The following is a 23,808-nucleotide window of genomic DNA, read 5'->3' as shown; positions in this document are numbered from 1 at the left end:
CAAAGGCCGTACATATGAACGCACCGTCCGCGTGGATAAATCGGTTGAGAAGCCCCTTGCACCGCGGGCCGTTCCACATATGAGGTTGTATAGGTCCGAGAACGGATCGGTAATTGCTATGGGCTTAGACCATGGATCCGCCCACATGCCACTCCAATGATCCATTTGACAAAAGACCTGATGTGAAGGGAATTGAACCTGAGGCCTATCCGTTAAAACTGTATATCTCAAGAATGCTCGGGTCTGAAGACTGAAGCGTAATTCTCGCGCGCTAACGCCACAATGCCGATATTGGAACAGCGGACAAACGTTCCCCGAAAGGGATCACCTTATGGTGGTCATACAAGACCATGCCCGAAACAAACCGTTCTCCGGATGCCTTGGCTAAAATTCGCAATCCCGAAAAATCGGAATTGGAGACGGATGCTGCCGCCTTTATCTCGATACCGACGATCCGCCCCCTTCTATCTTCGATGACGATATCGACTTCGTTCTGCTGCTTGTCACGAAAATGCGAAAACTCGAAGCGAGTTTGCCCGCCGCTGGCGAGTTTAAGGATCTCGGCAAAAACGAAAGTCTCCAGCAGTGCCCCGAACTGACCCCTGTCGTCGTGGAGGCGGTCGAGAGAGAGGTCACGAAGGGATGCAAGAAGGCCAGAATCGAGGAAATGTACTTTCGGTGTCTTCGTGAGACGTTTCAGTTTGTTAGAAAACCAGGGTTGTACGGTGCAAGCGAGGAACAGGCTCTCGAAGATACCGACATATTTTTGCGTTGTGATGTGGTTCATCCCAATGGCCGCACCAATCCGGGAATAGTTCACCAACTGTCCCGAATGCTCTGCCAGAATGCGTAGCAGGCGCGGCATTTGAGCAATCTGCTCGATTTGCGCGACATCACGAACGTCGCGTTGAACGATCGCCTGGATATAATCCGCATACCAGTCCTGTCTACGGCTCAAGGTTTTGCGGCCCAGCGCCTCGGGATATCCACCGGCCAAAACTGCAGCCATAAGGTCGTCTCCGAAGATTGGCTCTCCGGCCTTGGCTTCGTTTCGAAAGGCGTCGCGCAGGAAGCTGCTTCCGGCGGTTCTGATCTCGCTTTGCGCAAGCGGCAGCAATCGAACGACCTCCATGCGCCCTGCGAGCGAGTCTGCCACGCGTGGCAACGTCATGAGATTGGCTGAACCCGTCAGAAGGAAGCGCCCTGGTCGCTGGTCGGTATCCACGCTTTCCTTGATGGCCAACAACAGCTCGGGCGCGCGCTGAATTTCATCGATGATGGCGCGATCCATACCTCTTACAAAGCCAACTGGATCCTCTCGCGCGGCGTCCAGAGTCGTTGCATTATCCAGCGTGTAATACTCCATCCCTTCATTGGCCATCTTCTTGGCCAACGTCGTTTTTCCTGATTGTCTGGGACCGACGATCAGCACGACTCGCGTGTCTGACATGGCGTCGGCAACGCGTTGCTCAGCGAGCCTTGGATACAGCGCCACAACTTCATTCCTTTAATGACTGTTTGAAATTACGGCGATGACCAATTGAAAGTCAACATGTGACTATTTGAAATTTGCATGGCGGCAGATTGAAACGAGAAACCAAAAAGTGGGTGGCATGTTAGATGGCGGCATGGGGCCACAGCCCACGCAGGCGCCGCTGAACCTTTCGCTGACTGGTCGCCGGAACTGGCCTAGCTGATCCTCAATGGAGGGGTATCTGCTCAGAAGCGAAGCGAACGCAAATTTGTGCATATTGCTCGAGATCAAGAACCTGAAGCTCGCTTACGCAGCACCCCGATCCTGATCGGCGTCGATCTTTCGGTGAAACGAAGCATCGCGTCGATTGCTCCGTCGATGCAACCTATGAACTCTGGACCCAGGTCGATTCCGAGCGCAGCGGCTTCGTCTTCGGTGGAGCCCCCAAGACAGCCGGCAATTCAATCCCCGACCTCATCGCACTTGGCGGTAGCAATGATGGGCGCACGCCAATCCGTGGATTGATTACATCAGGCGCAGCTCCGGGTGAATACAACCCCATCCTGGCCGTCATTCAGTCATTGGCAATTGCTGGCAGCTTCGACCGCCCGGCCGTCACCATCGGCGCGGAGGCTGGCCAGGGTCCGGGCATCGACGTCGTCGTCGGAACGAGAACAGTGATCGCTCCCGCGCTCGGCGCGAACAGGGCCGCAAGCCTGAAGGACGGCATCAGTGTTCTCGCCGACGGTGCCAACAACCGAAAGACTCTGGTGATCACCGGCCAGACCGCGGCCGACGTCGACGCTGCCGTCGCCGAGTTCCAGCGGTCAGGTGAACAGCAGCGAAACGACGGCACGCCGCAGGGCTTACGGGCGCTTGCTAACGCCAAGGGTCGAGCGCTGACGCCGAACTCCATCGTGCCGCTCCAGAACCTCGGTTTCATTGCTCAGCCGTTCTCGGGTCGCCTCTACAAGGAGCGTGTCAACTTCTCGATGCCATCAGACTTCCACCCCGGCGACTATGGCTCGATGGTCCTCCACCTCAACGCCCAATATGCCGCCAACCTGTCCCGCGACGCCGAGTTGATCCTTCGGGCCAACGGGGAAACGGTTGCGGACATCACGCTTGGCGCAAGCCCCACTGGCTTGATCGACGATCAGCGGCTGCCGATCCCGCTCGGCAAGTTGCGTCCTGGTGAAAACACCATCGAGTTCGAAGCGCGGCTGCCGACGGCGGCAGACACTGTCTGCGATCCCATCACCGGGACAAACGAGGACCGCGCCCGCCTGTCGATCCACGGATCGAGCTTCCTCGAAACCCCGTCCTTTGCCCGCGTTGGTCGCTATCCCGACCTCGCAGCGCTTGTCTCAGGCGCATCGTTCAGCGACCGCACGGATACGGAAAACACCTCGGTCTATGTGCCGGGCCTCAATGCGGCTTCGCTCGACGCGGCTGGTTCCTTCCTTGCCAAGATGGCCTACTCCTCCGGACACGTCCTGCCAGTCGATGTCACCACGGCGGTTCCGGATGCAACTCGGCGCCGTGTTATGGCCTTCGGCAGCTTCGGCAAGGTGCCTGCCGAAATTCAGACCGAAGCACCTTCGGTACGCAGAAACTCGGTCGCCGCAATTCTATTCCGGTTGTCTTCGTGCTAAGAGCCGCTCCTAGCACCGACGACGATGGGAACTGAGAACCTCTCACTCGAGACGACCCTCGCTTGCGCCGTGCCCGAATATCGGCCCGCCAAATTCCAGTCCCAACGTCACTCGTATTGGCATTCATTCGCCAGCATCAGCGGAACCGATAGCCAGAGCGATTAAGCTCATTGGGCCTTGTGAAAACCAAACCGCGCATTCCAAATCGGAAGTTTACCACTGGGGCAGTAGGTCTCCACCAATAGGCTCTTAGCGTCTTTGCATTTTCTGTTTGGATCTATCAGAACATCTATTACATCTGCGCAGGCGCGTGGACTTGCGAAACTTGTGCCAAACTCCGATCCTAAATACGCTAGATGGGCCATCAAAGGGACCTCCAGCCCCCCATTTGCCGTGTCGTATTCGGCAGCCGGGCCTCGGGAAGACCCCTTCCAAACGTTTCCGTTTCTGTCGAGGCCGGCGACACTGAGAACAGCGGGATCGCTCGCAGGAACGATTACGTTTCCTTGGGCACCGCCTTCAATGAAGTTGGTCGCGGCCGTCAACGGGTCCGCCTCAGCTACCACAATCCAACCGTTCACGGCTGTCCGGGTCGTTGCTGGTGCGTTCTGCGCCTGAAGCCGCAGCTTGATGTCTAGGACTGGCAAAGCAGCCTTGTTTGTCGATGTGATTGCAAACGAGATGCAGTTTAAACTATTATGACAACGTGCTCCAAATAGCGACTGCATTATCATTGTTGTAGGAAGCCCTGTGGGGGTCACCGACAAAGTACCAAGAGCTGATGAATCGATCCGCAAGGTAGCGTGATTTGTACGAGTGCCGACATTATGGGTAACGTCGGTTTCCCATATGTCGACGTCGATAGACATACTGATCCCAGCGGAGTCCTCCCACCAGAATTCGACCAGCATCTCCTCACAAAGTGAGCCGGTCCTAATACTAAGATAATCCGGCTCGTCTCCCTCCAGCGTGCATTTCGCGGAGTGACCCGCGCCACCTTCGTTGCCGGCCGCAACCACTAGATACCGATCATTTTTTGTCAACTTTGCTGCAATGTATTCTTCCAAAGGAGATTCGCCATTGTGTGGTCCGACGTGTGTTCCGAGTGACAGATTTACGGCAACTGGAAGGCCGTCCGCGTCGAGTTGCGTTTTCAACGCTTCGATGGCGGTCAAGATCTCGGGCGAGCATGCTTGATCGAATGCGGACAAGCCGGTGCCTATGAATGCGGTTGGCGGTCGCACCAACGCGCAACTCACCGTCGTTTTGTCCAGCTTGGAGTTTTTGTCCAGGCGCTCCAGAAGAACGGATAGGACCTTCTCAGCGTGACCGGACAGCTTTATGTCATTGGTGACGGCATGTCGTAGCTTGTTGCCATAATCGTCGGGCTGGCAGCCTATGTCTTCCTCCCCCAGATCAACGATCGCTGCGGCCACCGTCGCCGCTGACAGTGTTGCGGCATGTTGAAACAAGCTTCTGCAGGTCTGATCATGTGGCGAACCGGAGCCGAGTTCGAAGAGGGGCGTGCCGATATCCAGTAGTTCCTCGGTGGGATCCAAGTGGTGAAATTGAGTGAAATAGCCGACGAGCCTGTCCAAACGGAAGCGTCCCCAAAAGACAGAAAATGGATCTAGTTGGTCAAACCTAAAGCTCTGTGACCCGATTTCCTCGTTGGAGAAATACTCTTTCAATAGCGAGATCGGTTGGCGCGTCCGTGCAACCACTGGAATAGTTGTGCGCGAACATTTCACCTTGTCCGCGATTGCATTTAGTTTGTCAGCTATGTCTTTGGCGGTCACATAGCTTGTCGGATTGGAAGACCAAGGCATCTCCCTATCGAAGCTGTGGAACATGATCGATACCAGGCTCGGACTGAACATTTGGGCGTTCCCTAGCCAGCCAATTACTCTTCGCCACGAAGCGTGAAATTGCGCTCTTGGAAAAACCAGAGCTCCCCGCGTCGCTCCGCCATGTTGTCGGACGAGAGTTTTTCCATGGTAGTTGTGATCCAGTTCGGCTGCTCGATCACCTGCAGTGCCTGTGCAGCTTTGGCTTCGGTCATGCCGAGATGCCAGGCGAACTGGAATAGCTTGGGATCACGCACGAACTTTTCAACGTTTTGCTTCAGCGTCGCCTCAGTAACCCCATTGGGCGATTGTGCTAGCATCACATAGGTTATGTAGTTGATTGCCGACAGTTGTTGTACCAGCGCAGCGACGACCGTTTTCACAGCAGCAACGGCTTCTACACCTATGCCCAGCCATGTGACCGGGTCAAAAGTGGTGTGAGCGGCCGCAAGTACCTTCACCGCAACACTTCCCGTTTCCCAGGTGGCTTGCAGAGCCTTTATAAGGTTGATACGAAGATTGATTCCAAGGAAAGGTGCCTTAGCCGCGGAGGGCGACGCCGGAATTTTCTGCGCTGCCTCTTTCCAGATCTCGCGGATCCGCGCGCCTTCGCTGCTCTTTGAGAATTCAACCTGTTCCCCCGGCATTGCCAAGCCCTCCAGATCCTTCCACAATTTCAAATCTGTTATTAATATTAGAACTAGCTAATAATTAAACTGAAGTCCACGACTTTAGATTGCTCGAAAGGGAAAACGTCCATGACGCGGCAGCGCGGGCTGGACGTCAAACCAGCTGTCAGCGCATGAACGTTGTCTCGGCCTGGGCGATGATTGAGTAGTTGCTCAGCCCTCAATTCTCTTGTGTCCCGCAACGCAGTGGGGTTTCCCTTCGACAAACGCCCGTCCCGAATTGCCAATAAGGAGTATCGAGTTCGCCCATCAGATAGCCAAGAACATCAAGGTGGACCGGTTCCCGCATGACCCGAATGGGGCAAGGCGGGCCCGGTTTATTTCTCGCGGATCGCCTTTGAGACGCGGTCGCGGATCGGCTGCCACAGATACGGGCGAACGTCCTGCTCGAGGTTGCAATGAACACCTCGGCAGGCATTCCCAGCACGAGCCGAACGCCGTCCTCGTCGCTATTCCTGCGATGTCAAAGCCTACTCATTCTCCGCGAAGCTCACCATATCTGACCTGACTAGATGCCCTGCGCTCACGACGCGATATGAGGGTTTGGCCGGGATATACTGAAGTGTCCTGAGCGGCGATTTAAGTTCTTCTGCAGGTGTTTCACGGCGAATGGCACGCCTGGAGGGGTCGGGCACAGGCACTGCATGGATGAGTCTTCGGGTATATGGATGCTGAGCGTTTTCGAAGATGGCGGATCTCGGTCCAATCTCGACGATTTCGCCGAGATACATCACCGCCACCCGGTGGCTAACTCTCTCCACGATAGCCATGTCGTGTGAGATGAACAGGAATGAGAGGCCAAGCTTCGCCTGCAGTTCCAGCAAGAGATTCACGACCTGTGCCTTCACCGACACGTCGAGTGCAGAGACGGACTCGTCAGCAATAATGAGCTTGGGTTCCAGAGCAAGCGCCCTGGCGATCGAAATGCGCTGTCGTTGGCCTCCAGAGAACTCATGCGGAAACCGCTCTGCCATATCGGGTGAGAGCCCAACCTGCGATAGCAGTTCGGCCACCCTCGCCTTCGATTGCAGCCGGTTACCAAGGCCATGAGCAAGGTAGGGTTCAGCAATTGCATCACCGATCCGCATTCGGGGATTGAGGCTTGCATATGGATCCTGAAAAATCATTTGGATGCTTCGGCGAATGCTCCGCATCTCTTGCTTGCCAAGTGTAGAAACGTCCTGTCCCTCAAACAGGATTGCCCCCGATGTCGGCTTCACCAACCCGATGATGGAGCGACCGGTCGTTGATTTACCGCAGCCGGACTCCCCGACAAGCGACAGGGTTTCGCCCGGTCGTATCGAAAAGGAGACATCTTCCACTGCATGCACGCGCCCTGAAAGTCGCCCGAAGGAACCGGAGTGAATATCGAAACGCGTTGACAAGCTGGATACTTCCAGGAGCGCGCGATGTTCATGAGAAACGGTAGTAACCACGGTGGACTGGGGCGTTTGAATTCCGCTTTCCATATCAATAATCGGGAACTTTAGAGGTTCTGTATGTCCACGCATTGCTCCTAATCGAGGAACCGAGGCGAGAAGAGAGCGCGTATAGGCGTGATTTGGAATGTTGAAAACCTGCTCGGTCTGGCCGGACTCCACGCACTGGCCCCTGTACATGACGATCGTTTGATCAGCCATCTCAGCAACGACGCCCATATCGTGCGTGATAAACAGCACCGACATCCCGTCTTCGTCCTGCAACGATTTTATGAGGTCGAGCACCTGTCCCTGTATGGTAACGTCAAGTGCTGTTGTCGGCTCGTCAGCGATGAGCAGTTTCGGGCGGCTCGCAAGGGCCATGGCGATAACGACACGTTGCCGCATGCCTCCGGAGAACTGGTGTGGAAATTCGCTGTAACGACTTGCCGCGGCTGGAATGCGGACCTTATCCATCAGTCGCAGGGCCTCGGTCTTGGCTTCTGCATACGACATGGATTTGTTGTGACACAGCAAGGCCTCCGAAATCTGGTCTCCGATGGTGAAAATCGGATTGAGGCTTGTCATCGGCTCCTGGAACACCATTGCAGCGTCCCGACCGCGGACCTGCCGCATCTGGCGGTCAGTGAGCGATAGAATATCGGTGCCACCGAGGACGATGTTCCCCTCGATACGGCAGGATTGCTTGGGCAAAAGTCGCATGATTGACAGCGATGTGACGCTCTTGCCGGATCCGGACTCACCGACGATTGCGAGCGTTTCCTTCGGAGCAATCTGGAAAGAGACATCCTGGACGACGGGTTTCCAACGTCCCTCAACCAGGAATGAGGTTGTAAGATTGGAGACGGAAAGAACCGATTGCTCAGCGGCGATCTGGCGCGACGTTGCGAGTGCGATCATGATGTCTTTTCCTTCGATCAACTCTGGCTGCTACGGGTTATTTGCAAGAGGAAGTCAACGACTGCCCTGACTTTCGCCGGCGTCCGGCGATGGGCCGGGAAGACAATGGATATCGGATCAGCCTCGATCTCGAAATCTTCGAGCATCGGGATCAACGCGCCGTTATTGATGTCATCGCGAAAGATCCACCAGGTCGCCTGAGAAATTCCGAGACCGGCGACTGCCGCTTCACGCAGAATGTCCCCGCTATCAGTGACCAGTTTTCCGGCCACTCGGATGACCTGGTCTTGGCCATCGAGTCCGCGAAAATGCCAGTTGGCACCAAAGCCTCCGACTATGCAGTTGTGCTGCTGGAGATCGGTTGGGGATTGTGGCATACCGTGTCGCTCAAGGTAGCGTGGCGATGCAACGGTCTTTTGGGAGCCACGCACGAGGATCCGGTTTATCAATCGGGAGTCGGCAAGGCGACCGGAATGAACAACCAGATCGTATCCGCCGTCAATTGGATTGGCAGTCTGGTGTTTGAGACACAAATCTAGCGTTACTTCCGGATAACGCTCGTAGAAGGATTCAAGCGCAGGGATTACGGTCCTCCGCCCAAAGGATGGCGGTAAGGCGACACGGACGCTACCGCGCGGCCGAAGGTTCTTCTCGCGCGCCGCATTCTCGGCCGTTTCGAGATCTTGGAGGATATCACGACAACGTTCATAGAATTCCGCGCCGGTCTCGGTGAGATGCATTCGCCGTGTTGTCCGATGAAGTAGCTGTAGTCCAAGCCCTTCCTCGAGGCGTGTTACGCTCTTCGTCACCGCAGATGTGGTCAGGGAGAGCGCACGAGCCGCCGCCGTGAAGCTGCCGAGTTCGGCCACGCGGGCGAATGCCAAAATATCCTGGAACTTGTTCACGATGCCGTCACGTTCCCTGCCTATTTATGTTGCGCACCGCATAAAAACCCGTCATTCAGCAGCAAGTCGACTGGTTTCCCGACCAATACGCGGACAGCATAGCAATTGATGTGCCGTGGGAAGCCTAAAAATGCGCTGCGGCACCTTGATTGTGGGAAAATGATTTTTTCCAAAATGCCGTATTCTCCTAATTCGATACTCTGAAAGACTTAGGACATAAGAGCCCGCAAGCGGCCAAGGGAACATGCCGATAGGAACCCGCTTTGTCCTCGATGTATTTCAGAAATGCATTATGCCTTACACAGGACTCAGGTGCCTGGGTCGCAAAACGGCATTCAATCGAAATTCGCGATGGAACAATCTCCGCGCTCGAGGTTGATGAAGACCGGGTATCGAACTCCGACAAAATGGAGATGATTGATGCATCAGGGATGCTCGTTGTTCCCGGCTTCGTCAATGCGCATTCTCATTCACCAGATAACCTGGTTCGCGGGACTGGAGACAACCTGCCACTCGAACTTTGGTCATTGTCGTCGTCAGCGGGTCGTGAAAACCGCAGTTTGAGAGAAGTCTACCTCTCTGTCTTGCTGGGCGCGATCGAGATGATGCGAAACGGCACCACTACCGTACTCGACCACGTTCGAATTTCTCCCGATATCAATGCGGACGCGCTTGATGCGGTCGCGTCGGCTTGGTTGGACAGCGGCATGCGGGCGACGATCGCTCCGATTGTCTCAGACCGCGCCGTTGTAGACACGATGCCCTTTGAGGCAAGGGATTTTGATGGCGTGGACCAGTCGGACTTCGGGACACGCCTGCCCTTGCCGGCCACCGAACAGATTGCGATCGTCGAGGATTTCTACGAGCGATGGCATGGAAGAGGAAATGGCCGGATTCGGGTGGCTATCGGCCCTTCAGCGCCTCAGAGATGCTCCGACAAGTTGTTGGTGCAAGCGGCGGACTTCAGTCTGCGCAAGAATGCTCTCCTTCACATGCACGTGCTGGAGACAGACGTCCAGCGACACATGGGGGACAAGCTCTACCGGACTGGCACGATTTCGCATCTTGCAGACTTGGGGCTTTTGAGCTCGCGCACACACCTCGTCCACTGCATCTGGGTCAACGAAAGCGAAATCGAGACCATTGCGCGCCACGACGCCTGCATCGTCCACAATCCCGTGTCGAACGCGCGGCTTGGCAGTGGCTATTGTAAGCTTCCCGCCATGCTCGATCGGGGAGTCCGGGTCGCCCTGGGAACTGACAGCACCTGCTGCAATGACGGAAGCAGCATGCTCGAAACCATGAAATGGACTGCAATCTTGCACAATCTCGCGTCGACCGATCCGTCCCATTGGATTGGGCCGGACCGCGCCCTGGCAATGGGCACGGCAGGCGGTGCAGACGCAATTGGTCTCGGCGACAACATCGGCAGAATAGCGAAAGGCCTTTCAGCCGACCTCACGCTTTACCGTCTTGCCTCACCATCTTTCGTCCCACTTAGGGAGCCTGTCCGTCAGCTAGTGCTGTCAGAGACGGGAATGTCTCATGGCCTGACCCTGTGTCACGGCCGCGTCCTCGCAAGAGATGGTCGGGCGACAGTCATCGATGAGAGGGCGGTCTGGCAGGAAGCCGAAGACCTGGCTGCCCGTCGCAAGCGCGACAATGCCAGCGTCTACGAATCTGCCAACAAACTTGAGAGGCCGATCATGCGCATGCGCGCTCGGCTGATCGGAGGATGCGCATGTCACTAGAATGGACCAATAACCCTATCCGCTTCTTCCAGCACCTTTTGCGGGAGTCGGATGCCAAGAACCTTGATGTCAAGTCCCTGATCTCGGAGGTGACAGAGGTCGGCGCTGGCGGCTACATTGCCATGGGCGGTGGCTTCTCGGCCTGGTATCCGACGGCGCGGACTTCCCAGACGATCAATCCCTATCTGGAGTTTGATTTCTTGGGCACCGTGATCGATGCCGCCAAGCAGAATGACATCCGAGTCCTGGTTCGGATGGATATCTCAAAGGGACGCGCGGGGATGGACAGCAACCATCCAGACTGGTTCGTCAGGCGAGAAGACGGCAGTGTTTCGAAGGTATGGGATATGCCCCAGATCTGTGCGACGGGTCCTTTCTGGCAGGATGAGGTATTCGCCATTCTCGATGAGATCATCACCCGTTATCCCCTACTCGACGGCTTCTTCTTCAACTACCTCCATGTCCCACGCTGTTTTTGTTCGCGTTGCGTCAAAATCGTGTGGGACTCGACAGGTGGTTCCGTTCCAAGCTCAGGTGTTCGTATAGTCGGATACGAGCGTTGGCGGCAAAACTTTCTCGCTGACCACATGGCAGGGGTTAGGAGGTTTATCCGTGCGCGGCACCAAAGTGCTGCGCTCGTGCCCTATCACCATGTGCATGACGGTTGGGACATCCGACGGATGGCTGAAATCTCTGACGTTATTAGTTCGCAGGTGTCAAACCCGGTCATTCCAAATCCTGTTGATCCGCAGCCGATGTGGAATTTTTGGGCTGCGGAGGAAGCCTTGACCGCCAAAGCCCTGAAGCCTGAGACCGCGCCAATTCTCATACAGACGAGCTCCGAGGTCTTTGCGAGCCGCCAAACCTCAATGCCATCGGCTCGTCTGGTCCATAACCTCATCCAGGCGGCTGCCCACGGGGCAAACACTGCGCCGGCAGTGAATGGACTACTCAGTCAGTCAGATACGCGGTTCGTCCCCGCTCTGAGGGATTTCGGTGACTATCAGCTTCGGGCGGAGGAATGGTATCGCGAGCTCCAGTCTGCAGCAAAGGTCGCGATCGTCAAATCGGAAGACAGCCGTTTATGGGGACGCGACGACGGGCGCGCGGCCGGTGCGGTTGATGGACGTGGCCATGTCTCCGAGTTTCGCGGGCTGTTCGAAATTCTTGCCGATCTTCGATACCCCTGCGATGTCCTCGTCGCTGGCAACTTGGACCGAAAGAAGCTTGCCGTTTACGACGCAATCGTCCTGCCCGCGGTCGAGGCGCTATCGCAAGATGATGCAGAACTGATCGATGCTTTCGTTGCAGCTGGCGGGCAGATCTTCGTTACGGCCGATACAGGCCGAACTGACGACAACGGCAGAGCGAAAGTGACCGCGGCACTGAACTGCCTCCCAAGCCTGCCGGGTGATGCGCTTGATGTAACAGGCGCCTATTTCAATCTCGACGCGCCGCAGATTTCTCAGGCGTTCGGCGGGATTCCACATATTGCAGCTGCGGGCGACTTCTGGCCGGTCGATTTGGTGCATGACAGCGATTGCCTTCGGCTGATTGGGCCCTATGCGAATAACGCACCTGAATTCACGGTTGTCGAAGGTCCCGGGAAAGCACCAGGCGTGATTGCGAGACGATTTGGGAAGGGTAGAGCAACCTGGCTGCCTTGGCGCATCGGGTCGTTGTATCACCAATTCTCCATGCCGGAATATCGAACTCTGTTTGCGGCTCTGGCAGAACCGGCCATAGGGGAGCCCCCGGTGAAGACATCGGGATCATCGGCTGTTGAGACAATCCTTTATCGTCGCGGTGAAACGGACATTCTTCATCTTTTAAACGGTGCGGCTGCCCGGCAGAAAGTTCTGACGGAACTTACGCCGCTGGCTGGCTTCGACGTGGCAGTTACGACTGGTGCGCGCCGCGCCGTCCAGATCGGCGACGGTCGCGAAGTCCCTTCGAGGCGGAATGGAGACCAACTGGTACTTCACATCGATCGCCTTGAGGGCTTCATGGCGATTGCACTCCTTCCGTCCGGTTCCTAGCCAAAGCCAAAGCGACACTGAAGATCGCAGCCAATTCCGAGATAATAACCAAGACCAAAATGAGGTGAACCATGAACAAGATACTGAGACGAACCTTTCTGACAGCAGCACTTGCGACGACATCGCTGGCGATCGCTCCTTTTCCAGTGGCTGCTCAAGAGGCTGATACGCTTGTCGTTGCGCAACCGGCCGACGCCTATTCGATGGACCCTGCCAAGCATTCTGCCTTTCCGACCGCAAACATTCTCTTCCAGATTTATGATGGGCTCGTTACGCAGGGCGACGACGGCCAGATGGCTCCCGCTCTGGCGAAATCGTGGACCAACCCCGATCCATTGACTTGGCGCTTCAAACTTCGCGAGGGCGTTAAGTTTCAAAATGGCGAACCCTTCAATGCCGAGGCAGTAAAGTTCACATTCGACCGTGCGCTCGATCCGAAGTTCAAGGCCCCGTACTATTCGCGTATTTCGGCGATCAAATCCGTTGTGGTCGTCGACGACTACACGGTAGACTTCAAGACTGCAAAGCCGTTCCCGACGATGCTCCTATCGCTCTATGAGGCTTCTTTTGCGGCGCTTATTGTGCCTCCGAAGCATACCCAGGAGAATGGCGGCAACGCCCTCGCGACGACCCCCGTCGGAACCGGCCCCTATAAATTTGTCAAATGGCTGAAGGACGAAGAGGTCGAACTCGAGGCGAACCCCGACTACTGGGGTGGCAAGCCAAAGATCGCCAAAGTGGTTTTCCGCCCCATAAAGGAAACCCGCACCCGTATAGCTGAACTCACAATTGGTGGGGTCGGTCTTGCTGCCGATATCCCTCCCGAGGATGTCCCGTCACTCTCCAGCGGCGATACCAAGATTGAGACCGTCCCAAGCGACTTTCTATATTTTCTCGCTTTCGACACAACGCGCGATACCCCTCTCAAGGACAAGAGGGTTCGGCAGGCAATTAACTATGCGGTTGACGTCGATGCGATCCAGCAGGCGCTCCTGAATAGCATGGGCAATCGCATTGCGCTGACACTGCCCGCCAATGGCTTTGCCTACAATCCAGACTGGAAGCCCTATCCCTACGATCCGGACAAGGCCAAGAAACTGCTTGCCGAAGCCGGCTACCCGGATGGTTTCACGATCCCGCTGATGACGCGAAAGGGACGCTTCCTCAAAGACGCCGAGATCGTGGAAGCAACAGCTGGATTCCTCGCCAAGGTCGGGATCAAGGCCGAGATCAAATATCTCGAGCCGGGTGTCTGGGGTCAGATCTCCGAGAAAAAGGGCCGAGAGGGCATTACGTTCCCGGGTTGGAGCGGACGCGACCCCAACCTCGTTTGGGATCCGCTCCTCAAGACCGGCCAGTATCAAAGCTACTTCAGCAATCCCGAGCTGGACGCTTTGCTGGATCAGGGCGCCTCGACAATCAATCCCGAAGAGCGCAAGTCGATCTACGAGAAGGCCGCCGTGATCATCAAGGATGAAGCTCCGCACCTGCCCATGATCCAGCCGCCGCTGATTTATGGGCTCAGTGCAAACCTGAACTGGAAGCCGCGCACCGACAGCATCATCGACCTGCGCAAGGCCAGCTTCCAATAATGTTAACCGCCATGGCTGGAAATGAACCAGCCATGGCGACCCGTCAAGCACAAGGGAACCACCTGTTGTGAGCGCTTTCTTGTTGTCGCGAATATTATACGCGATCGCCGTAATCTTCGGGGTTTCGATCGCCGTCTTTTTCCTGATCAGGATTGGCGGCGATCCCTCGGCACTCTTTCTCCCCCCGGAAGCTTCGGCGGAGGAAATTGCGCGCTTCCGTCACTTGATGGGGTTCGACCGTTCATTGGGGGCACAATACCTGGACTTTCTGGGCCGCGCGCTCCGTGGTGATTTTGGCATGTCACTCCGTTACGAGCAGCCGGCCATGCAACTGGTGCTCGACCGCGTCCCTGCGACGCTGGAACTCAGTGGAATGGCGCTGGGGCTGTCTCTTGTGGTCTCCATTCCATTGGCTATCGTGGCAGCTGCATGGCGGGGTTCGATCGCGGACCGCGCTAGCCTGTTGGTATCTCTGATTGGCCAGAGCTTTCCTGCTTTTTGGCTGGCGATCATGCTGATCCTGCTTTTCTCGGAGACATTTCACATCCTGCCACCGTCGGGTCGTGGTGGTGTTAGGCATCTGATCATGCCCGCAGTTGTGCTGGCGACATACTCGACAGCGATCATCACCCGCCTGCTGCGCTCGTCCATGATCGAAGTCTTGCAGTCTGACTATATTCGCACAGCACGGGGCAAAGGCGTCAGCGAACGGCGCATCGTCCTGAAGCATGCCCTTCGCAATGCCGCGATCCCAACCCTCACCGTGATTGGTCTTCAGGTGGGAGCGCTACTGGGCGGGGCCGTCATTACCGAAGAGGTATTTGCCTATCCCGGCATTGGTCGTCTTGCCATTCAGGCAATCTCAAACCGTGACTTCACGGTCGTACAGGCCTTTGTCCTCGTCATGGCCACCGCGATCGTCTCGATAAACCTTCTGGTCGACCTCTCTTATGGCTTCCTTGATCCACGTCTGAGGAAAGGCAAATGACCGCATTTCTGAGACGCTACGTAAGAAGCGCGCTTGCCGCCCTCGGGCTTGCCATCGTGCTGCTCATCGTCTTCCTCGCCGTTTTTGGCCACTGGCTCATGCCCTTCGACCCTGACGCGCAGGAAATTCTCCAGCGTTTGAAACCTCCGCTCTGGTCAAACGGCGATGGAATGCACTTATTCGGTACCGACGCCCTTGGCCGCGATGTTCTCAGCCGTGTTATTGCAGGAGCTCGCGTTTCGCTAATTGTCGGAGTGACGTCAGTCGTCATCTCTGGTGCGATCGGTGTCACATTAGGGCTGATGGCTGGATATGATGATCGCCGTTCCGGGCGCGTGATCATGGCCGCTACCGATATACAACTTGCCATTCCCTTTCTCGTATTGGCCCTTGCTGTCGCAGCGGTCGTTGGTCCCAGCCTCTGGAATATCGTGGCCATTCTCGGCATCACCAATTGGGTGCAATACGCCCGAGTTGTCAGGGCTGAATGCCTGGTCTTGCGGGAAAGGGAGTTCATTCAGGCAGCACGAACGATGGGGATATCAACTCCAATGATCCTGATCAGGCACCTTCTGCCGAATGTGATGTCCTCCATCATTGTCATATCGAGCTTGCTTGTCGCCAAGATGATCCTGTTTGAATCGTCCTTGAGCTTCCTGGGACTTGGGGTCCCACCGGAAACCCCAACATGGGGCACGATGATATCTGAGGGCCGGAACTATATCGGCAATGCGTGGTGGGTCGCGACCATTCCGGGCTTTGCAATTTTCCTTACGGTCGTCGGCATCAATCTCATTGGCGATCGGCTTCGCGACCTCCTCGATCCTCGCCTGCGGCAGGTGGAAACCTGATGACAACACAATACGACATTCTTCTTTCAGGCTTTCCAGGTAAATGCAGCCGAGGCTTCCTCGGCTGGAGCACGACGGTCTTGCTGAAGACCAGGGCAGGATATGCGTTGTTCGACACCGGCGGCGCGGGTGATCGGCCTGGCATTCTTGAAGGACTGGCCAAACGTGGGGTCGACGCTGGCGACATTCGCACAGTCATTCTGTCTCACCTGCACTTTGATCACATCGCCAACGCTGAGTGCTTCCCGGACGCCGAAATCGTTATCCATGAGGCAGAACTCAGTTACTTCGATAGGCATTGGGCGCACGACAGGGCTGTTCCCAAGTATCTGGTGGAAGGACTATTGCGCAGACCGCAACTCTCTGTGGTTTCCGGAGAGCTGGATATCCTGCCGGGAGTTCGAATGATCAGAACGCCGGGACATACTGGCGGTCACATCGCGCTTGTCCTCCAGATCGACGGCGAATGCGTTGTCCTGGCGCAGGATGCCTTGAAGCATCGTGGTGAAGTTGCCACCAGCGTATCGGCTGGCTCGTTTGACGCAAAGGCCGCATCCGCGAGCGTTCAGCGCATCGTCGGTATGGCCGATATCATTGTCCCTGGTCACGATGCTCCCTTCCGCATCCACGACGGAGCCGTCGTACTGCCTGGCCGTCTGCATGAGGAGATCCGGATCACGATCGACGACAGACTATATGAAATGGAGATCGGATAGATGAAGCTGCTATTCAATGCGTTTATCTGCACTGGCCTGCCTGGTGGATTTTACGCAGACGGCGCGATCCTCGTCGAGGGCAGCACCATCAAATGGATCGGCCCATCGAGCGACTTGCCGGACGTAGCGATTGGGGCAACAAGAGATGATCAAAATGGGAAAGTGGTCATCCCCGGCCTCGTCAACACCCATGCCCATGGTGGGCTTTCCACTCACCGTGGCTGCTGTGACGATGGCGACCTTTTCCAATGGGCAAAGGCACTTGCTCCGCATACCGCATCCCTGACAATCGACGACAACCGGCGGGGCTCCACCCTCGCTGCGATGGATATGATACGCGCGGGCATTACGACCGCATGCGACTGTACACGGTACGGTGCAGGTGTCTTCGCATCGGTGGCGAGCGAAATTGGCATGAGGTCGTTAAGCGGCGCTCTTGCAAACTCGCCCGAACTTCGACCCAACGGCCGCCCCAATTGGCCGCTTGCGCTTAAGGAGACACGGCAAGCGATTTCGGACAATGCGGGCAACGGACTGTGCCGCTTTTATCTCGGGGCCCATTCTCCGTACAGCTGCACGCCAGAGCTATTGAGGGCCGTCAAGCGCGGGGCCGAGGCGCTCGGACTTCCCTTCACGATACATGTGGCGGAGAACCTCGCTGAAAACGATCTGATTGCGGAGCGCTATGGTCGCTCACCCGTCGCCTGGCTCAACGATCTCGGCGTGCTCGATGGGACCTCTATTCTTGCCCATTGTGTATGGCTCGATGACGCCGACATGGACATCCTTGCTGCGACCGGAGCTGGCGTGGCTCATAACCCCGCGAGCAATGCAAAGCTTGCGAGCGGTGTCGCACCCATCCCGGCGCTGCGGCGGCGCGGCGTGCCCGTCGGACTGGGTACCGATAGCACCCTTTCGAACAACAGCCTGGACATCTTTCAGGAGATGAAGCTGTCGGTCCTTCTCCAGCGCGCGACAACTCTTGATGCTTCGATCCTCGGCGCTGCGGACGCCTTCTCGATGGCCACCATCGAGGGAGCGCGGGTCCTCGGATGGGATCGCGAGATCGGCAGTCTGGAGCCCGGAAAGCAAGCCGATCTGGTCGTCCTCGCCTTGGAGCACCCGTTGGGAATGACCTACGAGAGAGCTCTTTCTGACATCGTCTACCACGCCGGTCCGCAGCACGTCCGCAAAGTGATGATCGCGGGGGAAACCGTGTTCGACGAAGGCAAATTAACAAGGATCGACGAAGCCGCGGTGCGGTCAACGATCCATCGTCACTATCAATGCAATTGAGGGAATCGAGTATGAACAGAGCACCAGTCGGACTGCTTACGAGCGCTGCCTCCGAAAACCTTCTTCAAAATCGTCGGTCGGAATCCGTTTCGACCCCGTGGGGTGAAGCCGAAGTCCTGCTCGGAACCATTGGCGGGCGCGAGACGGCGGTCATTCTGCGGTATGGCGAAAAGCTGACGGTACCCAGTCACAAGATAAACTATCATGCGAACATATGGGCGTTTCGCGAACTGGGCGTCGAGGCCATCATTTCCCAGAACGCCATCGGCTCCGTCAATCCGGCCATTCGGCCCGGTGATATCGTCATTTCCGATGACTTCCTCGACAAGACGAAGTCGCGCGCCCAGTCCTTGTTCGACGAGAGCGATTGCTGGGTGCGCGTCGACTTCACTGATCCATTTTGCCCGCGTCTTCGCACGGAACTGATCGCCGCCGCAAACAAGTACAGTAATCGCGTCATCGAGCGTGGCACCTTTGTTTGCACCGAAGGTCCCCGTTTCGAAACGCCCGCAGAAATTCGCTCCTATCAACGCGACGGGGGTGACATAGTCGGCACGCCGCTTGTGCCAGAGGTTATCTTCGCGCGCGAAGCGGAACTGTGCTTCGCGTCGATAGCACCAGTTATCAATTTTGGTTCGGGGATGGCACCAGCGGTGGTTCACTTTGGACCCGGCAGCATGAACGAAATCTACTACAAAGAAGGTCTCCACGACCTTATTGAAAAGACACTGATAGAAGCAATTTCAGGGCTTTCAACCGATCGGACATGCGGTTGCTCGCACGCTCTCGACGGAGGCTTTCATGGAACCCCGCCGACGTGGCTGAAACGGAAGATCGCTTGAGTTCACCTCGGGCGTGACCGTCGCGTTTCAGCAGCGCTCTCCAATCTTCCTCGGATTCGAGGGCTTGTCGACGATCCCGCCTGGGGGTTCGTCAGTGATCGGTTCGCGCCGCTCTTCGACCTTGGCGACGCCAGAACTGGCCATCGCACCCCAGATGTTATGCCTCAGATGGTCAAATTCGCTTGTAGCGCCGTTGTGCCCTTCAAAGTCAATGCCGCGTCTCAAGCAATCCCCGTGCAGTTCGCACCATCATTGCCAGATGCGCCGGATCGCGCACTCCCTCGCGGTAAAGTGTCACAAGGATCGCTGCTATGCGATCCGCTTCTTCCGACCCCTTTTCTAGACCACCTTCTGTAAGCACCTGGTTGAACACCGGCTGACAGGCGGCAAGATCCCGGGCGTCAAACGTATTTGGCTTTCGAACGTCAATCGTCTTCATCGCTGCAAAGGGAGCGCCGCAATCGCGACGCCCCCGCCCCCCCAGTTACGCGACTTGCTTTTCGGCGTCGATCTGCAGCGAGTGAGGCGCAGTTTCTGCGCCAATCGCAATCTTGCGCGGCTTCATGGCCTCGGGAATTTCTCGCTTCAGGTCTATGCTGAGGAGACCATTTGTCAGCGTTGCATTTTCAACGCGAACGTGATCGGCAAGCTCGAAGCGTCGTTCGAAGGCGCGGCCAGCGATCCCTCGGTGGAGGTATTCGCCGCCACTGTCTTCCGCCTTCTGGCCCTTCACCACGAGAACGTTGCGTTCCTGCGTGATGTCAAGATCACCATCGGAAAAGCCCGCGACCGCCATCTGGATCCGGTAGCCATCCTCGTCCGTCTTCAGGATGTCATATGGCGGCCAGGTTTCTATCCCCTGAACGCGCTGCGAGTTGGCAAGAAGATTGAACACCCTGTCAAAGCCGATGCTGGATCGGAAAAGCGGTGTAAAGTCGAGTTCGTTTCTCATAACCAAAACCTCCGTAAAGCGAGTTGGAATGGAGACGCGCAAGTCGGGCGCCTCCGACGCTGCCAGCCCCTTTCAGGCGGCCGGCGAAAATGATCTGGTTTGGGGGATTTGCAGATTCAAGATGGCTCATAAAAATTTTTTTAACAGCGGCCAGCCCGACCTCTTGAACGATGAAATCGTTGAAACAATCTCAGTTCTGCCTGGAGATTTTCACTCCCTTGATGAAGGTTTTTAGGAGAAACGAAGATGACGACTGAAAGGAACGATCAACTCAACCCTCGTGCCTCGGAGAAGCCGGGCACGAATCGGATCCTTGACAGGAAACAGTCCTATGATCACCCGCGCGACATCCTCGCAACCGCGCTATGCGACAGCGAAAAGCGGGCCATCCTTGCTTCCTGGGCTTCCGATCTCTTTGCTGTCGACTCCTCGCCACAACTGCGGCGCCCACCGGGGGTCAGGAAACCTGTGCGCTATGAGGACATCCTCAAGGCTCTCAAGGCCCTCGATGACGGTGAGGCTCCGTCAATGGCCAGACCCGAAGCTTATTACCGCTGATTTCGGAGGCCATCATGATCGTGAAGCCAAATGCGATGGCCGCTGGAAACGGTCCCCATGTCGATAAGATCGGCGGCCGAATGATTGTAGCGTCCCGCTATGCGGATTGCCTATACCGTCTTGCCCGACAAGCGTACCGGTTTGATATGGCCGACCTTGGCGCCAAGCTAAATAATGTCGCTCGAGCAATCGAGGCCATGGCGCACCGGATCGGCGTCGACCAGCGTGGAGTCGTTGTCCTAGGACGGGCAAGCCGCCTCATCGGCGCGGTAGAAGCAATCGTCGAAAAAACGTCCAAGAGGACCTTCCTTCACTAGAGCACTGGTAGTTAGGGGCGGCGCAAGATCTTGAAGGCCGCCCTTTCCTGAGGCGCAAGGCAAATAGATCGCGAGGCTAAGGAAGCGCTTCAGCCTCTCCAACGCAGCGAAGCTGCCGATGGTGGCGGTTCTACGTGAACCCTAGTGGATGGCGTGACTGCGCATGCGGTGAGGGTGGACGGCCTCGAACTGGCGGACGAGTTCCCTCGCCTGTTTCATGACATGGAAAGGAGTATGACTTTCGTCGCGGGCCAGCTCATCGGCGCTGATGAAGATCGCATCGGCCATGTTCTTCGAGACCATCGCGAACTTCCGGTTGCCTTCCACCATAGATTCCAGGGCGGTACGATCCAGCTGCCGCGCGATATCGATGAAGATCTCCTCGCGCTCCTCGACACTCAGCGCCCTCATGTCGCCTTCTGTATTCATGCTTGTCTCACTCCATTGACGTGAAGCCGCGTGGCCTCCCGTGAAAACCGCGGCCAAAACCTAGGAACCGAGAATTTACAGATCAAGAGGGCGGCTGGCACTCGTTGGCCATGAGTGCCAAAATTTTTTCGAGACCATCTTGAAAGCCGAAAAATAGCAAAATAAATCTTTGCCGCGAGGTGCTCTTCGAGGCCTCGCACCCGCCCGGACTGGCCATCCGGTCCGGCAAGGGTTTCAAAACATGATCGTTTGTCCAAGGAGGAAAACATGTCATTCCGTCCACTGCATGACCGTGTCCTGGTCCGCCGCGTCGAGTCTGAAGAAAGGACCAGGGGCGGCATTATCATCCCCGACACAGCCAAGGAAAAGCCCCAGGAGGGAGAAGTGGTCGCCGTTGGCACCGGCGCTCGCAACGAGGCAGGTCAAATTCAGGCACTCGACGTAAAAGCGGGGGATCGCATCCTGTTTGGCAAGTGGTCCGGCACCGAGATCAAGATCAACGGAGAAGACCTTCTGATCATGAAAGAAAGCGACGTTTTGGGAATTATCGAAATTCACAGCGAGCAGAAGCAGGCCGCTTAAGGCGCAGTTGGGTCAATTGCTATCTGGGAGTTAGAAAGATGGCTGCAAAGGAAATCAAGTTCAGCACTGATGCGCGCACCCGCATGCTGCGCGGCGTCGATACACTTGCAGACGCTGTCAAGGTGACCCTTGGTCCCAAGGGACGCAACGTCGTCATCTCCAAGTCTTTCGGCGCGCCCCGCATCACCAAGGATGGGGTAACGGTTGCCAAGGAAATCGAACTGGAAGACAAGTTCGAGAACATGGGCGCGCAAATGCTGCGTGAGGTAGCATCAAAGACGAACGATCTGGCGGGAGACGGAACGACGACCGCAACCGTCCTCGCACAGGCCATCGTTCGCGAGGGCGCCAAGGCTGTCGCCTCCGGCATGAACCCGATGGATCTAAAACGCGGCATTGATCTGGCTGTCGATGCGGTGGTCAATGAGTTGAAGACCAACGCGCGAAAGATATCCAACAACTCGGAAATCGCTCAGGTCGGAACCATTTCCGCCAACGGCGATTCCGAAGTCGGTCGCTTCCTCGCAGAGGCAATGCAGAAGGTCGGTAACGAAGGTGTCATTACCGTTGAGGAAGCCAAGACTGCCGATACCGAACTCGAGGTCGTCGAGGGAATGCAGTTCGACCGCGGTTATCTCAGCCCCTATTTCGTCACCAACCCTGAGAAGATGCGTGTTGAGTTCGAGGAGCCTTACATCCTCATTCACGAGAAGAAGCTGTCGAACCTGCAGTCCCTGCTCCCGGTCCTCGAAGCCGTCGTACAGTCGGGCAAGCCGCTCCTTGTGATCGCTGAAGACGTTGAAGGTGAAGCTCTTGCGACACTCGTCGTCAACAAGCTGCGCGGCGGCCTGAAGATCGCTGCCGTCAAGGCTCCGGGCTTCGGCGATCGCCGCAAGGCCATGCTTGAGGATATCGCGATCCTCACCGGCGGAACGGCGGTTTCGGAGGATCTTGGTATCAAGCTGGAGAATGTCACCCTGAACATGCTTGGTCGTGCGAAAAAGGTCACCATCGAAAAGGAGAACACGACGATCATCGACGGCGTCGGATCAAAAGCCGAGATCGATGGGCGCGTCGCACAGATCAGGGCTCAGATCGAGGAAACGACCTCCGACTACGACCGGGAAAAGCTGCAGGAACGCCTTGCAAAGCTTGCCGGTGGCGTTGCCGTCATTCGTGTTGGCGGTTCGACAGAGGTAGAGGTCAAGGAGAAGAAGGACCGCGTAGACGATGCTCTTCACGCGACTCGTGCCGCAGTTGAAGAAGGAATTCTTCCCGGCGGTGGCGTTGCACTGCTGCGCGCCGTCAAGGCTCTCGAGGGCCTTGAGACGGACAACCGCGACCAGCGCGTGGGGGTCGATATTATCCGGCGTGCCATCGAGGCTCCCGTCCGGCAGATCGCAGAAAACGCTGGCGCCGAGGGTTCGGTCATCGTCGGAAAACTCCGCGAACAGACGGGCTTCTCCTTCGGCTGGAACGCACAGACGGGCGAGTTCGGCGACCTCTATGGCCAAGGCGTGATTGATCCGGTCAAGGTTGTCCGCACCGCGCTTGAGGATGCCGCTTCGGTTGCGGGCCTGTTGATTACGACAGAGGCAATGATTGCCGAGAAGCCAAAGGATGAAGCCGCTCCAGCGCTGCCCGCAGGCGCCGGAATGGGCTTCTAGGAGAGCTGCTCATGCCGTCGTTAGGCGAGCGTCCTGGAGGAAGGAATGACGACGCGTCTTCTGACTAGAGAAGAACTCCGCCTTTGTGTAGATGCCGTAAAGACGGTCGCACGCGAACGCGGGGTGGAAAAGGATGGGGCTGCGGTGGCCAGGATCATGGCAACCGTTGCCGATCTTTTCAACAAAGGCATGCGCACGCATGAGGATCTGGTAGCGGCCATGAAGGCCGAAACCACCATATGATCGGGAGCGCCCGGGAAATTGTCGGGCGCTTCCACCTGAAAATTTTCATAGCCACTGAAGGTTTTTGGGACAGACG

The 23,808-nt window shown here is 56.7% G+C and carries 22 protein-coding genes and 1 pseudogene; 15 read left to right on the top strand and 8 right to left on the bottom strand.

The genetic code is table 11. The features are described from left to right. Positions 1–271: 271 nt before the first annotated feature. Positions 272–1,495 (bottom strand): ATP-binding protein, encoded by a 1,224-nt coding sequence (locus FHT97_RS29380; RefSeq protein ID WP_183865041.1) that lies wholly within the window; start codon positions 1,493–1,495, stop codon positions 272–274. Positions 1,496–1,842: 347 nt separating this feature from the next. On the opposite strand from FHT97_RS29380, the pseudogene FHT97_RS29375 reads away from it, so the two are divergent. Then, a pseudogene (locus tag FHT97_RS29375) lies at positions 1,843–3,129 on the top strand (cellulose biosynthesis cyclic di-GMP-binding regulatory protein BcsB); the annotation flags it as partial. A 167-nt stretch (positions 3,130–3,296) separates the two neighbouring features. Here FHT97_RS29375 and FHT97_RS29370 read toward each other — a convergent pair. The 4 genes from FHT97_RS29370 to FHT97_RS29355 form a co-directional block, all read right to left on the bottom strand. Then, on the bottom strand, positions 3,297–5,009 hold the full coding sequence (locus FHT97_RS29370) for a hypothetical protein (RefSeq protein WP_183865040.1): 1,713 nt from the start codon (positions 5,007–5,009) through the stop codon (positions 3,297–3,299). A gap of 23 nt (positions 5,010–5,032) precedes the next feature. Then, entirely contained in the window at positions 5,033–5,623 is a 591-nt protein-coding gene (locus tag FHT97_RS29365; protein WP_183865039.1) for a hypothetical protein, read from the bottom strand. Positions 5,624–6,135: 512 nt separating this feature from the next. Further along, positions 6,136–8,004: an ABC transporter ATP-binding protein gene (locus tag FHT97_RS29360; protein WP_183865038.1), complete on the bottom strand. Its 1,869-nt coding sequence runs from the start codon at positions 8,002–8,004 to the stop codon at positions 6,136–6,138. A gap of 17 nt (positions 8,005–8,021) precedes the next feature. Continuing rightward, the gene (locus FHT97_RS29355) at positions 8,022–8,909 is read right to left on the bottom strand and encodes a LysR family transcriptional regulator (RefSeq protein ID WP_183865037.1); all 888 of its coding nucleotides are present in this window, start codon (positions 8,907–8,909) and stop codon (positions 8,022–8,024) included. Positions 8,910–9,322: 413 nt separating this feature from the next. On the opposite strand from FHT97_RS29355, the gene FHT97_RS29350 reads away from it, so the two are divergent. From FHT97_RS29350 to FHT97_RS29315, 8 genes are all read left to right on the top strand, one after another. Further along, entirely contained in the window at positions 9,323–10,660 is a 1,338-nt protein-coding gene (locus FHT97_RS29350) for an amidohydrolase family protein (RefSeq protein WP_183865036.1), read from the top strand. Beyond that, positions 10,651–12,699 (top strand): alpha-amylase family protein, encoded by a 2,049-nt coding sequence (locus tag FHT97_RS29345; RefSeq protein ID WP_183865035.1) that lies wholly within the window; start codon positions 10,651–10,653, stop codon positions 12,697–12,699. The genes FHT97_RS29350 and FHT97_RS29345 overlap by 10 nt, the downstream gene beginning before the upstream one ends. 71 nt (positions 12,700–12,770) lie before the next feature. Beyond that, positions 12,771–14,291: an ABC transporter substrate-binding protein gene (locus FHT97_RS29340; protein WP_183865034.1), complete on the top strand. Its 1,521-nt coding sequence runs from the start codon at positions 12,771–12,773 to the stop codon at positions 14,289–14,291. Between the two features lie 67 nt (positions 14,292–14,358). Next, on the top strand, positions 14,359–15,279 hold the full coding sequence (locus tag FHT97_RS29335) for an ABC transporter permease (protein WP_183865033.1): 921 nt from the start codon (positions 14,359–14,361) through the stop codon (positions 15,277–15,279). Beyond that, positions 15,276–16,130 carry an ABC transporter permease gene (locus FHT97_RS29330; RefSeq protein WP_183865032.1) on the top strand — a complete coding sequence of 285 codons (855 nt, stop codon included), beginning with the start codon at positions 15,276–15,278 and terminating at the stop codon, positions 16,128–16,130. The genes FHT97_RS29335 and FHT97_RS29330 overlap by 4 nt, the downstream gene beginning before the upstream one ends. After that, on the top strand, positions 16,130–16,846 hold the full coding sequence (locus FHT97_RS29325) for an MBL fold metallo-hydrolase (protein WP_183865031.1): 717 nt from the start codon (positions 16,130–16,132) through the stop codon (positions 16,844–16,846). Before FHT97_RS29330 ends, FHT97_RS29325 begins: the two co-directional genes overlap by 1 nt. Further along, the gene (locus FHT97_RS29320; protein ID WP_183865030.1) at positions 16,847–18,142 is read left to right on the top strand and encodes an amidohydrolase; all 1,296 of its coding nucleotides are present in this window, start codon (positions 16,847–16,849) and stop codon (positions 18,140–18,142) included. An 11-nt stretch (positions 18,143–18,153) separates the two neighbouring features. Then, positions 18,154–18,984 carry an MTAP family purine nucleoside phosphorylase gene (locus FHT97_RS29315; RefSeq protein WP_183865029.1) on the top strand — a complete coding sequence of 277 codons (831 nt, stop codon included), beginning with the start codon at positions 18,154–18,156 and terminating at the stop codon, positions 18,982–18,984. Positions 18,985–19,192: 208 nt separating this feature from the next. On the opposite strand, the gene FHT97_RS31285 is transcribed toward FHT97_RS29315, so the two are convergent. Both FHT97_RS31285 and FHT97_RS29305 read right to left on the bottom strand, forming a co-directional pair. Further along, positions 19,193–19,423 carry a hypothetical protein gene (locus tag FHT97_RS31285; RefSeq protein ID WP_183865028.1) on the bottom strand — a complete coding sequence of 77 codons (231 nt, stop codon included), beginning with the start codon at positions 19,421–19,423 and terminating at the stop codon, positions 19,193–19,195. A gap of 45 nt (positions 19,424–19,468) precedes the next feature. Then, positions 19,469–19,936 carry an Hsp20 family protein gene (locus FHT97_RS29305; RefSeq protein ID WP_183758746.1) on the bottom strand — a complete coding sequence of 156 codons (468 nt, stop codon included), beginning with the start codon at positions 19,934–19,936 and terminating at the stop codon, positions 19,469–19,471. A 28-nt stretch (positions 19,937–19,964) separates the two neighbouring features. On the opposite strand from FHT97_RS29305, the gene FHT97_RS29300 reads away from it, so the two are divergent. The 3 genes from FHT97_RS29300 to FHT97_RS29290 are packed head-to-tail and all read left to right on the top strand — an operon-like array spanning position 19,965 to position 20,811. After that, positions 19,965–20,171, top strand: coding sequence for a hypothetical protein (locus tag FHT97_RS29300; RefSeq protein WP_183758748.1), 207 nt, complete (start codon positions 19,965–19,967; stop codon positions 20,169–20,171). Positions 20,172–20,182: 11 nt separating this feature from the next. Beyond that, positions 20,183–20,494, top strand: coding sequence for a hypothetical protein (locus FHT97_RS29295; RefSeq protein ID WP_183865027.1), 312 nt, complete (start codon positions 20,183–20,185; stop codon positions 20,492–20,494). A 14-nt stretch (positions 20,495–20,508) separates the two neighbouring features. Next, on the top strand, positions 20,509–20,811 hold the full coding sequence (locus FHT97_RS29290) for a hypothetical protein (RefSeq protein WP_183865026.1): 303 nt from the start codon (positions 20,509–20,511) through the stop codon (positions 20,809–20,811). A 141-nt stretch (positions 20,812–20,952) separates the two neighbouring features. On the opposite strand, the gene FHT97_RS29285 is transcribed toward FHT97_RS29290, so the two are convergent. Then, entirely contained in the window at positions 20,953–21,240 is a 288-nt protein-coding gene (locus FHT97_RS29285) for a hypothetical protein (RefSeq protein ID WP_183758754.1), read from the bottom strand. A gap of 267 nt (positions 21,241–21,507) precedes the next feature. Here FHT97_RS29285 and groES point away from each other — a divergent pair, with 267 nt between their 5' ends. The 3 genes from groES to FHT97_RS29270 are packed head-to-tail and all read left to right on the top strand — an operon-like array spanning position 21,508 to position 23,732. Beyond that, complete coding sequence (gene groES, locus FHT97_RS29280) at positions 21,508–21,822, top strand: co-chaperone GroES (RefSeq protein ID WP_183758756.1); 315 nt, start codon at positions 21,508–21,510, stop codon at positions 21,820–21,822. Between the two features lie 38 nt (positions 21,823–21,860). After that, positions 21,861–23,489 carry a chaperonin GroEL gene (gene groL / locus FHT97_RS29275; protein ID WP_183758757.1) on the top strand — a complete coding sequence of 543 codons (1,629 nt, stop codon included), beginning with the start codon at positions 21,861–21,863 and terminating at the stop codon, positions 23,487–23,489. A 45-nt stretch (positions 23,490–23,534) separates the two neighbouring features. Next, complete coding sequence (locus tag FHT97_RS29270) at positions 23,535–23,732, top strand: hypothetical protein (protein ID WP_183758760.1); 198 nt, start codon at positions 23,535–23,537, stop codon at positions 23,730–23,732. Positions 23,733–23,808 lie beyond the last annotated feature (76 nt).

This window comes from Rhizobium sp. BK399, from assembly GCF_014194695.1.
Taxonomy (GTDB): Bacteria; Pseudomonadota; Alphaproteobacteria; order Rhizobiales; family Rhizobiaceae; genus Rhizobium.
This window is presented reverse-complemented; position numbering and strand designations above follow the sequence as displayed.

Bases quoted from the DNA above. Each gene is read 5' to 3' on its own strand.
- FHT97_RS29370 (WP_183865040.1), bottom strand. From the start codon at position 5,009: ATGTTCAGTCCGAGCCTGGTATCGATCATGTTCCACAGCTTCGATAGG.
- FHT97_RS29365 (WP_183865039.1), bottom strand. From the start codon at position 5,623: ATGCCGGGGGAACAGGTTGAATTCTCAAAGAGCAGCGAAGGCGCGCGG.
- FHT97_RS29360 (WP_183865038.1), bottom strand. From the start codon at position 8,004: ATGATCGCACTCGCAACGTCGCGCCAGATCGCCGCTGAGCAATCGGTT.
- FHT97_RS29350 (WP_183865036.1), top strand. From the start codon at position 9,323: ATGATTGATGCATCAGGGATGCTCGTTGTTCCCGGCTTCGTCAATGCG.
- FHT97_RS29345 (WP_183865035.1), top strand. From the start codon at position 10,651: ATGTCACTAGAATGGACCAATAACCCTATCCGCTTCTTCCAGCACCTT.
- FHT97_RS29340 (WP_183865034.1), top strand. From the start codon at position 12,771: ATGAACAAGATACTGAGACGAACCTTTCTGACAGCAGCACTTGCGACG.
- FHT97_RS29330 (WP_183865032.1), top strand. From the start codon at position 15,276: ATGACCGCATTTCTGAGACGCTACGTAAGAAGCGCGCTTGCCGCCCTC.
- FHT97_RS29325 (WP_183865031.1), top strand. From the start codon at position 16,130: ATGACAACACAATACGACATTCTTCTTTCAGGCTTTCCAGGTAAATGC.
- FHT97_RS29320 (WP_183865030.1), top strand. From the start codon at position 16,847: ATGAAGCTGCTATTCAATGCGTTTATCTGCACTGGCCTGCCTGGTGGA.
- FHT97_RS29315 (WP_183865029.1), top strand. From the start codon at position 18,154: ATGAACAGAGCACCAGTCGGACTGCTTACGAGCGCTGCCTCCGAAAAC.
- FHT97_RS31285 (WP_183865028.1), bottom strand. From the start codon at position 19,423: ATGAAGACGATTGACGTTCGAAAGCCAAATACGTTTGACGCCCGGGAT.
- FHT97_RS29305 (WP_183758746.1), bottom strand. From the start codon at position 19,936: ATGAGAAACGAACTCGACTTTACACCGCTTTTCCGATCCAGCATCGGC.
- FHT97_RS29300 (WP_183758748.1), top strand. From the start codon at position 19,965: ATGGAGACGCGCAAGTCGGGCGCCTCCGACGCTGCCAGCCCCTTTCAG.
- FHT97_RS29295 (WP_183865027.1), top strand. From the start codon at position 20,183: ATGACGACTGAAAGGAACGATCAACTCAACCCTCGTGCCTCGGAGAAG.
- FHT97_RS29290 (WP_183865026.1), top strand. From the start codon at position 20,509: ATGATCGTGAAGCCAAATGCGATGGCCGCTGGAAACGGTCCCCATGTC.
- FHT97_RS29285 (WP_183758754.1), bottom strand. From the start codon at position 21,240: ATGAATACAGAAGGCGACATGAGGGCGCTGAGTGTCGAGGAGCGCGAG.
- groES (WP_183758756.1), top strand. From the start codon at position 21,508: ATGTCATTCCGTCCACTGCATGACCGTGTCCTGGTCCGCCGCGTCGAG.
- groL (WP_183758757.1), top strand. From the start codon at position 21,861: ATGGCTGCAAAGGAAATCAAGTTCAGCACTGATGCGCGCACCCGCATG.
- FHT97_RS29270 (WP_183758760.1), top strand. From the start codon at position 23,535: ATGACGACGCGTCTTCTGACTAGAGAAGAACTCCGCCTTTGTGTAGAT.